This is a genomic window from Paenibacillus sp. FSL H3-0333, from assembly GCF_038002805.1.
Lineage (GTDB): Bacteria > Bacillota > Bacilli > Paenibacillales > Paenibacillaceae > Paenibacillus_AQ > Paenibacillus_AQ silagei.
In genome coordinates this window covers 5,203,803-5,218,142 of the sequence record NZ_JBBODG010000001.1, presented here as the reverse complement: position 1 = coordinate 5,218,142, position 14,340 = coordinate 5,203,803, and the positions used below count along the sequence as shown (strand labels likewise).

The 14,340-nt window shown below is 55.9% G+C and carries 10 protein-coding genes; 2 read left to right on the top strand and 8 right to left on the bottom strand.

The genetic code is table 11. From position 1 onward, the window contains the following. Positions 1-364: 364 nt before the first annotated feature. From MHH78_RS23450 to MHH78_RS23430, 5 genes are all read right to left on the bottom strand, one after another. On the bottom strand, positions 365-1,936 hold the full coding sequence (locus tag MHH78_RS23450; RefSeq protein WP_341168965.1) for a response regulator: 1,572 nt from the start codon (positions 1,934-1,936) through the stop codon (positions 365-367). A 2-nt stretch (positions 1,937-1,938) separates the two neighbouring features. After that, positions 1,939-3,777, bottom strand: a complete 1,839-nt coding sequence (locus tag MHH78_RS23445; RefSeq protein WP_341168964.1) for a sensor histidine kinase — start codon at positions 3,775-3,777, stop codon at positions 1,939-1,941. Between the two features lie 109 nt (positions 3,778-3,886). Further along, complete coding sequence (locus MHH78_RS23440; RefSeq protein ID WP_341168963.1) at positions 3,887-5,557, bottom strand: extracellular solute-binding protein; 1,671 nt, start codon at positions 5,555-5,557, stop codon at positions 3,887-3,889. A gap of 45 nt (positions 5,558-5,602) precedes the next feature. Continuing rightward, positions 5,603-6,487, bottom strand: a complete 885-nt coding sequence (locus MHH78_RS23435) for a carbohydrate ABC transporter permease (protein WP_340992437.1) — start codon at positions 6,485-6,487, stop codon at positions 5,603-5,605. Between the two features lie 35 nt (positions 6,488-6,522). After that, entirely contained in the window at positions 6,523-7,443 is a 921-nt protein-coding gene (locus MHH78_RS23430; RefSeq protein WP_340992438.1) for an ABC transporter permease, read from the bottom strand. A gap of 149 nt (positions 7,444-7,592) precedes the next feature. Between MHH78_RS23430 and MHH78_RS23425 the strand changes: the two genes are divergently transcribed. Further along, positions 7,593-8,336: a glycoside hydrolase family 16 protein gene (locus MHH78_RS23425; protein ID WP_341168962.1), complete on the top strand. Its 744-nt coding sequence runs from the start codon at positions 7,593-7,595 to the stop codon at positions 8,334-8,336. 9 nt (positions 8,337-8,345) lie between these two features. Here the strand turns inward: MHH78_RS23425 and MHH78_RS23420 are convergent, their stop codons facing one another. From MHH78_RS23420 to MHH78_RS23410, 3 genes are all read right to left on the bottom strand, one after another. Beyond that, positions 8,346-9,320, bottom strand: coding sequence for a phosphotransferase (locus tag MHH78_RS23420; protein ID WP_341168961.1), 975 nt, complete (start codon positions 9,318-9,320; stop codon positions 8,346-8,348). 106 nt (positions 9,321-9,426) lie between these two features. Beyond that, positions 9,427-9,972, bottom strand: a complete 546-nt coding sequence (locus MHH78_RS23415) for a MerR family transcriptional regulator (protein WP_341168960.1) — start codon at positions 9,970-9,972, stop codon at positions 9,427-9,429. Between the two features lie 293 nt (positions 9,973-10,265). Further along, positions 10,266-13,379, bottom strand: a complete 3,114-nt coding sequence (locus MHH78_RS23410) for a glycoside hydrolase family 2 TIM barrel-domain containing protein (protein ID WP_341168959.1) — start codon at positions 13,377-13,379, stop codon at positions 10,266-10,268. A gap of 132 nt (positions 13,380-13,511) precedes the next feature. Here MHH78_RS23410 and MHH78_RS23405 point away from each other — a divergent pair, with 132 nt between their 5' ends. Next, a complete protein-coding gene (locus tag MHH78_RS23405) occupies positions 13,512-14,333 on the top strand; it encodes an AraC family transcriptional regulator (protein WP_341140764.1) in 822 nt (273 codons plus the stop codon). Positions 14,334-14,340 lie beyond the last annotated feature (7 nt).

Here is a 14,340-nt window from a genome sequence, read left to right as displayed (position 1 = left end):
AGCGGTGGGATGGAGTGTGGGCAGGGGGCGTGTGGACGGAATGTATGCGGAAAACAGCATACAATGGGCTCGCTGAAGGCGTGTGAGCCAGACGTATGCGAAAAACAGCATACAATGGGCTCGCTGAAGGCGTGTGGGCGAAATGTATGCGAAAAACAGCATACAATGGGCTCGCTGAAGGCGTGTGAGCCAGATGTATGCGAAAAACAGCATACATTTGGCTCGCTGAAGGCGTGTGAGGGTAGATGTATGCGAAAAACAGCATACAATGGGCTCGCTGAAGGCGTGTGAGCCAGATGTATGCGAAAAACAGCATACAATGGGCTCGCGCTACCCGCGTGGGCCCACTGGGGTTCAGCTTTTTTCACAGCACAGTATCACGGTAATCCTCTTCAATGGCAGGCTTCCGGCGGATCAGCAGACGGTATTCGGTCGGCTGCATGTCCATGGCTTCGCGGAAGGCGCGGGTGAAGCTTTTGTAGCTCTCGTAGCCGACCATGGAGGCAATCTCAATGATCTTGTGATCGGTCTCGGCCAGCAGACGCCGCGCTTTGCCCAGACGCACATCACGCAGGTATTCGGCGAAGCCCTTGCCGATATTCTTCTTGAATTGGTTGGAGAAGTAGGCGTAATTCAGCGAGACATGATTGGACACCATCGCGAGATCCAGCGGCTTGTGGTAATTCTCGTGGATGAAGCGGATGGCCTCATTCAGATCCTGCGAGCTGCGGTAGCTGCACTTGTATTCATAGTAGAACTGGTCGAGCCGCAGGAGCTGCTGCTGTAAGGCCTGGATATATTCGCGGATGCCGGGATAGTCGAACAGATTGCGCAGACACTCCAGATCCAGCGCTTCTTCACCCAGATAAGGACGGATGACACGCTCATAATCCTCCATCATCCGGACAACGGCGCGGCATAGCTGCTGGGTGTAGCGGATGTGATAGCGCTGAAGCACCTCCTTGTGGAAGAGGCTGGAGATCCCTTGGGTGATTCTGCCGCTGTTACTTGTGCCGGTTAACTGGAAGAGGGCATACAGCTCCTCATAAGGAAGCTCCCAGTGCTGCTCCAGCCGTACGATGTGCTGAGGCAGCAGGCAGCGCGTATCCGGGAAAAGAAAGCTGTGGCGGTACAGATCAAGCACCTGTGTATAACTGCCCGGCAGAGTGCTTAATCCTTGGTGCGGATCAGTCATGGCCGTGACGGCCCCGATCTGCTCTTCGCTGAGCGCAGCAGGCAAGGCTCCCGGATCTATGGCTGCATCCACGGCCAGGACCAGGTGGGGGCGGTGCTGGAGACAGATGCAGCCCTGTCTGCCGTACACACGGTAGGCCACGGCTTCGATGCTGTGACTGCTGCTGGCCCCCGGCTGGTTAATCCAGCGCTCCTCGCGCAGGTGGCAGAGGCGGTAGCTGCGCCACAGCCCCGGGTTCTGCTGCTCAGTCGCGGCAATCCACGCTTCATCGCCCGCCGCACCTTGCATATACATCCGCAGCTCCTTGCGGTCCGTCTCCCGGGCACGCTGTGAGAGCCGCTCGATATTGCTGGTGAGCAATCTGTGCGTCTCGATCTCCTGCCAGACATGCTCCACCGAGACCTGCAGGTCCTCACGCTTCACAGGCTTGAGCAGGTACCCTTTGGCCCCGAGCTCAATGGCCTTCTGGGCATAGGCGAAATCGCTGTATCCGCTAATGATCAGATAATCCGCCTTCAGGCCTTCCTGCCGGCTTTGCGCCATAAGCGCAAGGCCGTCCATATCCGGCATGCGGATATCGGTAATGACGAGCTGGATGCTGTGCGCCCGGAGCAGCTCCAGGGCTTCAAGCCCGTTAGCAGCGCTGTAGATATGGCCGGGCTGCTGCGGGAACTGGCGGAGCATCGCCTGCAGTCCGTCGCGGATATGCTTTTGATCATCCACCACCAGAATATTGATCATGCCTACCAACCTCCAAGATTCTCATTTTCCCAGGGCAGCCTCAGGGTTACACAGGTATATTCCCCTTGAACGCTGCTGATCCACAGGCCGCAATCCGTGCCGTAATGAAGCTGCAGGCGCTTATGTACATTGTCCAGCCCCAGCCCGCTGCTGCTGCTGATAATCGGGGTGTCAGAGTCCCCCCGCAGCACAGACTGCAGGCTGTCCAGCATCCGGGGAGCAACTCCGGCGCCGTCATCGCGGATCTCGATCAGCAGCAGACTGTCATTTTCTACCCGTACCGAAATGGTGATCTGAATACTGCCGCCGGAAGGGGCCGCATGGTGTACGGCGTTCTCGACAATGGGCTGCATGCACATCTTGGGGATGCGGTAGCGCTGGACCTCCGGGGGGAGATCGGCCGACAGCTCCGTGCTCCCGCCTTCCATGAAGTTGATGAACCGGATATAGCTGCGGATATTGGCCAGCTCCTCGCTGAGCGCGACCGTATCGCTGCGCCATTGCATGCTGTAACGCAGCAGGGACCCCAGCGAGACGAGAGCGCCTGCGATGGCAGGCTGCCGTTCCACCTCTGCGCGCATTCTGATAGATTCCAGCGCATTGTACAGAAAGTGGGAGTTGATCTGCGAATGGAGAGAGTGGAGCTGCGCATTCTTGGCGATAAGCTGCTTATCTACTACCTGTGTCATCAGCTGCTGGATTTCGTCCAGCATACTATTGTAGCTGACGGCGACATAGTCAATTTCGTCACCGGTTTCGTTCGCGCCAAGCCCGGTATCAATCTTGGCATCCAGCTGGCCCCTGCGCACCTTGCGCATCGAGCCCAGCACCTTCTCCAGCCGGCGGAAGATGCGCCGGGTCATCCTCGATACCAGCAGCAGCATCAGCAGCAGGACGGAGGAGGTGATCGCGATGACCAGCAGGTATCCGTCGCGCGGACCTTTTGTCAGCTCATGGCGGGAAGCGATGTCTACCACATAGGCGTTGAGGGGAGCGATGTAACGGTACAGCGCATAGTAGGACTGATCCCCAGACTGGACGGTAACGGGACTTTTCTGCTCCAGTACGTCCAATTGTGCATGAACCCGGCTAAGGATATCGTCCAGCTTCGCTCCGGCTTTCTGCGGCAGCTCATGCCCCGAAAGATACACATTGCGGGAAGCATCCGCGCCGTCCATGATTACCGTGAAGAAGTCGCGCCTGCTGTCCTCCAGCAGGTCATTGAACAGCACGTTGTGCTTCGCACGGACCTCCATAATGGTGGGCAGCTTCTGCTGCTGGCCCTGAAGCCTCACCAGCCTGTAATAAGACAGCGTATCTGCGCCATCCTTGAAGGCAGACAGCCGGAACGCCGCGCCACCCTCATCCCGCAGCGTCATCCAGTAATCCTGCGGCCAGAACTTGCTGTAATGATAGATTTCTGGCCAGATCTCATAGACCTCAGGGTTATCGACATAGAAGCTGAGACTGCTGATCATCTCATGACTCTGAATGATGTTATGCATCTGTTCGTACTGGTTCTGCTTGAACTTCACAAGCCTAAGGCCGTCTGCGCGCATATTGGAGTGGATGAAATCCACGAATCCTTTCTGGGTCAGGGCGGTTGCGGAAGCGTTCTCAAGAAGTTCGAGCCGGCTGCGCAGCCGTTCATTCAGCCGGGCCACATGATTGCTGCCTTCGGCCATGGCCTGCTTGAAAAGCTGGCTCTCCTGGTTGCGGATGAACAGGAAGGAGACCACAACGGTGGGAATGGCGATCATCAGGCTGAAGGCCAGGAACAGCTTCTGCGAGATCGGGGCATTGCGGTATAGTCTTCGTATCGTTGTCTGCAGCTTCTTCACCGGTAACCCCTCCCGTTCTGTAACCTAGCATATCGCAGAAACCTGCTCCTTCCAAGCAGGAATACCGGCAGCCTCTGGGGCAGCCGGTACGGAAATGGGGGACTTAAGGTTATTCCGCCATCTTGGCCTTCCGGGCATCCAGCTCGGTCTGGCGGTATTCCATCACCTGCGCGAACCCGTAGCCGTCGCGGCGGGAGCGGAAGCTCTCGAACACCTTGTCAAAAGCCGCCTCATCCTTGGCCGTAATCAGCTCCGGCAGCACCTCTTCCCAGTTCTGGGAGATCCGCGACCAGGCTACGGCAACATCGGAATCGCCGAGCGGGTCCAGGCCTTTGTAGATCCCGCTGTCAATATCGGCCTGCGCATTCGCGAAGTCCTCCATCTGCTTGATGACCGGGGCTTTCTCCGGTCTCCACTGGTTAACGATGACCGGGTTACGCATCATCCAGTAGGTGTCCAGAATGCCGTATTTCTTCTCCAGCTTCTCGATATTACTGCCCAGCATATCGGCGAACTCGGCCTTCAGCTGCGGCTTGCCGTCCACGGAATCCCAGGTTTCGCCTTCCTTGCCGAGGAACAGGTCGCGCTGGCCCTCCTCGCTGGCGAGGTAGGTCAGGAAGCGGATCGCCCGCTCCGGGTTCTCCGTGGATTTGCTGATCATGGTCACCATCCAGCCGTCCATGTTGCCGGGGAACAGCTTGGCGCTCTCGCCCTTGTTATTCTGCGGCCCGTCAACCGCGATGTAGTAGGAGTCCGGGTTGGCCCCCGCCGCGAGCATCGGATTGACCGCTGACATGCCGGTCCATTCGCGGATCATCATGAAGTAGCGGGCATTGTTCGTTTTCTCCTCTACCTGGGTATCGGAATCCACCAGGAAATCGACGTTAATCAGTCCGCGCTCGTAGGCGGTGCGGAAGGTTTTGAGCCAGGCGATGTAATCAGGGTCGGTAATACGGTCATATACTTTGCCATCCTTCTCATGTGGAACCGCCAGCAGATTCTGGAGATATTCCGTCATCCCGTAAGGCACATTCCCCTGGGCGAAAAAGGGGCTGATCGGCTGGCCCTTATACTCGGGGTACTTATCCTTCAGCAGCTGCAGCGCACTGAGGAAGCCTTCCGGGGTACTGAGGTCCGGCTTGCCCATCTCCTCGTACAGATCCTTGCGGACCAGGAAGGTCTGGTTGGCCGCCGTCATGCCGGTCTCGTGCATCAGGTTAGGGCTGTAGGAATCATTCGGCACCCCGTAGGTGTTGCCGTTCTCCTGCCGGTACCACTTCAGCGTGCCGTCACCGGCAACCTTGAAGAAGTAGGGATCATACTTGTCGGCCAGTTCATTGAGCGCATAGACATGATCGCCTTCCCACAGTTTTTTGACAGCGGTCTCCCAGGAGCCCATGCTGATCAGGTCAGGCAGCTTGCCGGAGGTCATCATCAGCGTAACCTGCTCATTCGCTTCCCCGGAAGGGACCTCCAGCTTGACGTTCACGCCCGTCTTCTCTGTGACATATTTGGAGGCGAGACTCTCACCCCAGGTGTGGGCATACCAGTTCGCGCCGACGAACCAGGTGAGCTCCACCGGACTGGTATCGAGCTTCCAGGCGGGCTCCTCCGCATTCAGCTTGGTCTCGGTCTGCGGTTCCGCTGACGCTTCGGCCTGAGGCGCAGCCGTCGGCGTATTCTCCTTAGTGGCGGAATTGCTGCTGCAGGCGGCTATGCTTAATGCCAAGGTTACAGTCATCATTGCGGCCAGGATGGGGCGTACAGATTTGCTTTTCACAGCATAATCATCCTTTCGGGTTAGGTGTGGATAAGTCCGATATCGTTATCCTTTAATCGCGCCAATCATCACACCCTTGACCAGATAACGCTGAATGAAGGGGTAGAAGATCAGGATCGGCAGCGTGGCCACCATCATGGACGCGAATTTGATTGAGTTGCCGGGCAGACGGGCACCGAATTGGGCCATCGCCTGCTGCTGCATGAAGGACATGGAGTTCTCGGCGATGATTTTGTACAGCATGGTCTGTAGCGGCAGCAGCTCCTGCGAATGGATGTAGATCACACCCTGATAATAATCATTCCAGTGATAGACGGCGGAGAATAGCGCAATGGTAGCAATGACCGCCATGCTGTTAGGCAGCACAATCCGGAACAGCACGCCGTAATCCGAAGCGCCGTCTACCTTGGCCGACTCCTCCAGGCTATCAGGAATGGTACGGAAGAAGCTCATGAAGATGACCATATTAAAGAAAGTATACATGGACGGGATGATGAACACCCAGAAGCTATCATACAGGCCGAGCTTGGTCATGAGAATAAAAGAGGGGATGAGCCCGCCTGAGAAGAGCATGGTGATCAGAGAGATTTTGAGATAGAGCTTGCGGCCGATGAGATTCGTCTTGCTGATTCCGTAAGCGATGATTGCGGTGAAGAGCACATGCACCACTGTTCCGATCACCGTCCGCATTGTAGTGATGTAGAACCCGTTCATCAAGGTCTTATCGTTAAAAGCCACACTGTAGCTGGCCAGCGACAGCTCGGAGGGGAACCAGTTGACGGTCCCGAGTGAAGCCTGCTCCGGCGAATTCAGCGAGTTGACGAGCACGAACCACATCGGGTACAGCGTCAGGAAGCAGACGGCCAGCATCAAGAGCGTATTGCCGATCTCGAAAGCGCCAATCCGCCGGTATCTTCCGCGTCTTGCCATGAATCGGTTGTCTCCTTTCCAAATGGAATCCTGCTCTAAAAAATACTGTCCCCCGTGAGCCTCTTGGAGCTCTGATTGGCTAACAGCAGCAGGCCCAGCGCTACAATCGAGCGGGCGAACAGAACGGCGGTGGAGAAGGAATGGCGCCCGGAGACCAGTCCCATGTTGTAGATGTAGAGGTCCAGACTCTCCGCCATCTTCATGTTCATATTGTTCTTCAGCATGAAGATCTGCTCGAAGTTGCTGCCGAGAATGCCGCTCACAGCGAGGATGAAGAGGATGGCAATGGTCGGGCGGATGCTCTGCACCGTGATATGCCACATCCGCTGCCAGCGGTTCGCGCCGTCCAGCTCGGCAGCTTCATACAGCCCCGGATCAATGCCCGCTATGGCCGCTATGTAGATAATGGCGCTCCAGCCGGTCTCCTTCAGCGTATCGGTGAAGAAGGTAATCCACCAGAAGTACTGCGGCTCGCTGTTGAACAGAATATCCCGGTCCTGAAGCCCCAGCGCCATCATCAGCTGGTTAATGACACCGCCTTCGCCCAGCCAGTTGAGCGCGATTCCGCCAAAGATCGTCCAGGCGATGAAGTGGGGCAGATAGGAGATCGTCTGCACCGTACGCTTGAACCGGAGGCTGCGGATTTCATTCAGCAGCAGGGCGAACAGAATAGGGATAGGGAAGCCGAGGAAGAGCTTAATGCTGCTCATCCCGAGGGTGTTGCGGATCGAGCGCCAGAACCGGTCATCTGTCAGGAAATCGCGGAAATGCTTCAGCCCGACAAACGGAGATTCCAGCATAGGCTTCGCGATACTGAAATCCATAAAGGCTATGATCAGCCAGAGCATGGGGATGTAACAAAAGATAAACATCCAGAGAATGCCCGGGATCACCATGCTTTGCAGCTGCCACTGCCTAAGAAGCGCTTTCATTTGTCCCGTTCGGGTGTGGAACATGTACTGTACCCCCTTCCTTCTTCATCGTATGAAAAAGGCTGGCGGAAAAAAAGGCCATGATTATTGGCCCTATCCCAATTTTTTGGATTCCTCCCGCTGGGGGCGGAAATTCAGTATGCTGTGATTACATGAAGGGAGTGTGCCAAACGATGAACAGACTGGTATGGGAGCAGGATTTCCAGGGGGGGACTGCTGATTTGAAGCTATGGAACATCCGCATGGGAAATGATCTGCTGGACAATGACGGAAATGCAATCTTCCCGGGCTGGGGGAATGGAGAGCAGCAATTCTATACGGGGCGGCCGGAGAATCTCTCGATTGGCGCAGAGGGGCTGCAGCTCTGTGCGCGCCGCGAGGTGACCCGGCAGGAGGGCCGCAGCTTCGCTTACACCTCGGCACGAATTGATACGAGGGATCATTTCGCTTACTGCTACGGCAGGCTGGTCGTACGCGCCAGGCTGCCGGTAGGCCAGGGCATCTGGCCGGCCATCTGGCTGCTTCCGCAGGATCAGGCTTACGGTCCCTGGCCCGCTTCCGGTGAGATCGATATCCTGGAGGCGAAGGGCCGCCTGCCCCGGCACATAGCAGGAACGCTGCATTATGGGCCGGATCTTGAGCATAAGGTCGTGGAAGAATTCACCCATGAGCTGGAGCGCGGGACGATTAACGAATTCCGGGAGTACACGCTGGAATGGGAGGAAGGCTCCATGAGGTGGCTGGTGGACGGGCACTGCTATGCCGAGCGGCGGCTTGAGCCGGGGATGCCGTTCGACCAGCCCTTTTATCTGCTGCTTAATCTTGCCGTTGGCGGATGGTATGACCCTGTCGCGGTAGATGAAGCAGCGCTGCCTGCGGTAATGACGGTGTCGGGCATCCGGCTGTATCAGAGCTAAGGACTATCTCTAGATCCCGGCAAAAATATCATTCAAACGGTCCCAGTTGGCCGCGATCCAATGATTCTCCTGACGGAAGCGGACGAGCGGCGGGAATTCATCCTGCTGAGGCACCGCAATCCATTCGGCTTCCTTCCACCAGGTTAATTTCAGTGACCGGATGAGTGTACTTGCAGGCAAGGGAGTATATTCACGGTAGCCCGTCACGAAGGCCCGTACCCGGTCCAGCCCGATTCCGTCCTCAGATAACGCGCAGGAGAGGATCGGCCGGGCTATATCGAACTCCGGGTAGACGAAATGCAGCCGGTCGAAGTCAAGGATCGCCGCCACCTGATCTGCGCTGAACAGCATATTATCCACGAACAGGTCCCGGTGCCCCCAGCCCCGTTCGCAGTCCGCGAAGATGCCGGTGTCCATCCGGTCGATGATCCTCCGCTGAAGCTCAAGCGCCGATAGAGTATCCTCTCTCTGCCGGGCGGTGGCCTGATGATAGCGTGCCTCCCAGTTTCTCACCATAGACGCCTGGCTGCGGACCTCCCAGTACAGCGGCAACGAAGCAGGCTGAGCGTTAAGTAATTTGTGCATCCGGCCGACTACCCTGCCCAGCGTATACATCTGCTGCTCCGTGGCCGAGCCGGGGGCAATACTGTGCCCGTCACACAGGGTCATCAGCACGTAACGTTCCTGTGAAGGCGTTCTCAATACATAATTTCCCGCGTGCGAAAATAACTTCGGAACAGGAAGGCCTTCCCGGTACAGATGATCCTGATGGCTTAACGAGACCTCCAGTCCGCGGGTGAGCGCTTCAGGGTAACGGATCTTGCTGTACTGCTTCACGAACAGACGGCCTTGATCACTGTCCAGCCTCCACTTCAGATTCAGGAAGCCCTGATCGATCTGGACCGCTTCAGTGACATGCAACCCGAATTGTTCTGTCATGGAGTCAAGAATCTCATCCCGGATTCTTGCGGCTGTATCTGACATACTTATATCTCCTCACCGGGATAATATAGGGGCTGGATTAGAGAAGTATTCACACTAGTAGAGCATCAGATTTAAAATGGTGGAGTAGAGGCTGAAAGAGATAGGGTTACAGGAATGAAAAAAAAGAGCGCAATAGACCTCGCTTCCTTGGTGGAGACGTCAGCCTGCCAGCGGCAACCGGATAAAGCTCTTCACGCGGGGAGAGGGATGGACTGCCGGGCTTCTGTATCGTTTCCAGCGTTGCGGATAATTCCTTAATCATTACTCTCATATCCTCAAGCTCTGCACGCTGCTGGAGCAGCTGTACCGAAACGATCTCGCTCGCTTTTTGATCCAGTGCATGTTCAATATACTCGATCCGGGACCATATTTTATTCATAGGGTCACCGTCTGTATATAGGCTTGGATTCTCACGCAGCGGGCCCCTTGGCAGCTTGTCGTTCGTGAGATCCGGATCTATGCCTTCCAGCGCTTCCCCCTGATTAATACGGTCTTTAATATGATTGAGCTGGCTGATTTGCTGCTCCGAGAAGGTATAATGTCCAAGACGGTCCTTTGGAAAGAAATCGGGGAACATGGCCGCCCAGCGTTTGATCGTAGTTTGGCTAACGGACAGCAGCTCCGCAGCTTCTTTAGTTTTCAGAATTTCCATTTCAATCCCTCCAGTGTAGTAGTCTTCTATGAGTAATTCGTTATTCTTCGGCGGCTCCCTGCACAGGTGACAAAGGAAGTGCTGATTCGCCAAGCAAAGTGCTATTACGACTATTCTTGCTCTCTAGAGCGCAGTGTACATACAGAAGAGTATAATTGTATCCCCGGAGAGCTCCAGAGGTAGAATCTATAACAAAGAAAAAGCTTTCCATAACCCCCTTCCGGGCAATTATGGAAAGCTTTCTTCAGCTAGTTACAGACATTGTGCTGAGCTGTCTTAAGGGAGAAGGCAGTTTATAGCAGGGAGAGCTTGAACTTGAAGGTATACGGACGGTTTGCAGGCAGCGTGAACTGCTCATGGGTTGGCGCACCCCAGCTGTCATCGCCGCCCACGCCCATTTGCTTGTAATTGACACGCAGCACGGTCTTGTCAGAGGCTGGCAGCTTGTAGCCGTGGTCGCTGGCTTCAAGCTCGGCCGGAGACCAAGGAAGCGCATTGACTTCGAGTGGTACTGCACCTTCCACAGATAACCCGTGTCCTTCGCGTCCTGCGGTGACGGAAGCATACCGGACATCCGTCTTGTTGCCGCATTCCTGAGGGCGGAGATAATTCGTGAACTGCTCGCTGACCTTGCCTGTGTAGAGTCCCAGCGGAGCTCCGGCCTTACGGTCCCAATAGTTCTCATGCGGCCCGCGGCCATACCAGGAGATCGTGTCCAGGCTGCTGTCCAGCTCGAAGACCATCCCGAATTCCGGGATCTCCGGCAGGGTGCTGCTGCCCGGGTTAAGCTCCTGTACAATCTCGACCGAACCATCCGTACGAATCTCGTAGTGAATACGCAGGGTGGACTGCGGCTGCGTACCCAGCAGATAGTCAGCGGTCATGAAGCCGAGGCCCCCTTCCACGCGGCAGCTGAAACGGGCCAGCTGACGCTCGTAGGACGCTTCCTTCCAGATCGCACAGCGCTCAGGATGCTTGTTGCCCAGATCATTGTCTGTTACAGCTCTCCAGAAGTTAGGTCTGACCGGTGCGTGCAGAACTTCCTTCCCGGAGGACTTCAGCGAGACAAGCGCGCCGGTTGCTGTCTCGAAGGCAAGCGCGAATCCGCTGCCCTCGAAGTTCACGAAGCCATCCTGTTCCTTCACTTGCAGGGTGCCGCCCGAAAGTTCCGGGTTACGGGACGGAATATACGGGGTTAACACGAACTGTTCCCAGGCAACTTCATGCGCGGCCTCAGACCAGGCGGTTGCGCCCTCCTGAACGAACGACACTGTAAGCACAGCTTCCTTGTCAGATTCAAGCAGCGCTGAATCCAGCGGAACCGTGAAGCCGGCTGCCTCGCCAGGCGCTGCGGAGAGCGGCAATTGTCCTTCCTGGGCCGCTACGCCGTTCAGAGCCAGCGTCCATCTCAGCTGATAGTCAGCCAGATCCGTGAACAGGAAGTTGTTGCGGGCCTCGAAGCTCCCGCTCTTCAGATCCAGTGCGGTGATGGTGATATTCTGATAGCACTTCTTCACCTCGTAGAGCTTAGGCGTCACGCTGCGGTCCGCGAACAGCAGCCCATTGCCGCTGAAGTTGCCGTCATGCGGCTTTTCCCCGAAATCCCCGCCGTAAGCCAGATAAGACACCCCTTCAGGAGTGGTTGTACGGATCGCCTGATCCACCCAGTCCCAGATGAATCCGCCCTGAATGCTGTCATATTTGTCGAACAGCTCCGTGTACAGATGCAGGCCGCCGCAGGAGTTGCCCATGGCATGGCTATATTCGCATAGAATATAAGGCTTCTTCGGATTGCTGAGTGCGTACTCCACGACTTCATCCGGCTTGATGTACATCGTTGATTCAATATCGCTGGCCGCGTCCGAAGGTCTGTAATGATAAGTGCCTTCATAATGCACCGGACGGGTCGGGTCAGCTTGCTTCAAGTGGTCATACATGGCCAGGAAGTTATCGCCGCCGAAGGATTCGTTGCCAAGCGACCAGATAATGACGGACGTGTGGTTCTTGTCGCGCTGCATCATGGAGTTACAGCGGTCAATGACGTTCGCGCGCCATTCCGGGCGGCTGCCGGGAACGTTCCCCTCATGCAGCTCCTTCTGCCCGTATTGCCAGGAGCCATGTGTCTCCAGGTTCGTCTCGTCAATTACATAGAGACCGTATTCGTCGCACAGCTCGTACCATACCGATTGGTTCGGATAGTGGGAAGTACGCACGGCATTGATATTATGCAGCTTCATCAGCTTGATGTCGGTGATCATATCTTCCTTGGAGAGCGCACGGCCGGTATCGCAGGAGAATTCATGGCGGTTCGTGCCCTTGAATACGATCCGTTTGCCGTTGATCTTCATCAGGCCGTCCCGGATCTCGAAGGTCCGGAAGCCCGTCTTGCAGCTGAGCGCTTCCAGCAGCTGTCCCTGATCGTCCTTCACCGAAATCAGCAGGGTGTAGAGGTTAGGCTTCTCCGCGCTCCATTTCAGCGGGTTCTTCACGGCTGCGGACAGCTTAAGCAGCTGAGTTCCTTCTTGTTCAAAAGCAAATCCGGCGGACACCGGCGCTGCCCATACCGGCTGCTGCTTGCTGTCGTAGAGCTGTACTTCAACGGTGTGTGCCCCGATGACCCGGTTATAATAGTTCTCCAGTGTCAGGTCGACTTGCAGCTCCGCATCGGTGAAGCTCTTGTCCAGCTCGGTGCGGACGAAGAAGTCGGCTACCCGTACTGGAGGCGCAGTGTAGAGATAGACATCGCGGAAAATTCCGCTCAGACGCCAGAAGTCCTGATCTTCCAGCCAGCTTGCATCACACCAGCGGTAGACTTCAACGGCCAGCTTGTTCTCGCCGGGAAGCAGGTAGGCGGTGATATCGAATTCTGATGGCGTGAAGGTATCCTCAGAGTATCCGGCAAGTTCGCCGTTCACCCATACATAGAAGGCGGATTCCACACCCTGGAAGCTGAGGAATACCGGCTGTCCGTCCCAATCCTGCGGAACGCTGAAAGAACGGATATAGGAGCCTACCGGATTGTATACCGTCGGAGCGAAGGGAGGCTTCAGATCCGGCTCGGATACTTCCCAAGGATAGCGTACATTGGTGTATTGGGGATAATCATATCCCTGGAACTGCCAGTGGGAAGGGACGGCGATATCTGCCCAGCCGGCAGAGTCGTATCCGGCCTTATAGAAGTCCTTGATCCGTGCATCCGGTGTCTCGGCAAACGCGAATTTCCATGTTCCGTTCAGCGTCTGGTAACGGGATGAGGAAGCTTTATCCCCTTGCAGAGCGTCGGCTGCTGCCGGGAAGGACATCATGGAGGCGTGGGCATCTATACGGTTCAATTGAAAAATCTCAGGATTATTGTTCCATTCGGGATATCCGTTGGCAGGCTGCTGATATGAGAGTTTGTTGCGCAAGTTAACATCTCCTTATATTGTTATATTCATATTATAGGATGGGAAATGTTCTGGGTATATATAATGATTTTGTTTAGATATAATAGAATATGAAACTAAGTGATGCCAGATTGCATCTGGAGGGAGGCTGCTATGGACAGTACGATGATCTTTTGCGAAATGGAAGATATGCTTCTGTTGCCCCTGTATCCCATGACCATCGGGTATTGGGAGCATCAGGGGGAGATGTCCCGGCCTGCGGGCTTCCCGGATTATCAGCTGCACCAGGTCCTTGGCGGCAAGGGTGAAGTGAATATCAAGGGGAAATCCTATATTGCCGAGGCGGGTGATATCTTCTGTCTCTACCCGGATGTGCCCCACTCTTATACGCCGCTTACCCGCGAATGGGAGCTGGCCTGGATCTCCTTCAACGGAAGAGAAGCAGCCCAGATGCTGCTCTACGCCGGAATACGGGAGTCCGGGGTGGGACGCCTCAGAGCAGAATCCATTCTTGCTCCGCTTGAGGAGATGCTTACGCTCTCCTGCGGCAATGAGCTTCAGGACAACATGGAGCGTTCCAAGCTGCTGTATGCCCTGCTGCTGGATCTGAAGCGCAGCCTGCTTCCGGCCTCGAATGAGGACAATGAGCTTGCGCGGATGAAGCCGGTCCTGCAATATATTGAGCTTCACCTGCACCGCCCGCTGCTGCTGAAGGAGCTGGCCGAAGTGGCGTCAGTCTCGCCGCAGTATCTGTGCCGGCTGTTCCAGCGGACCGTCCGTGAACGGCCGGTGGCCTATATTAACAAGCAGCGGGTCAACCGGAGCAAGCAGCTGATGTTCAGCAGCCGGGGGCAGCGGATCTATGAAATCGCCCAGCGGGCAGGCTTCGAGAATGTCAGCTATTTCTGCGCTGTCTTCAAACGCATTACCGGCATGCAGCCGGAAGAGTGGAGAGGTCTGCACGGCTTGGACTAGAGGAGCG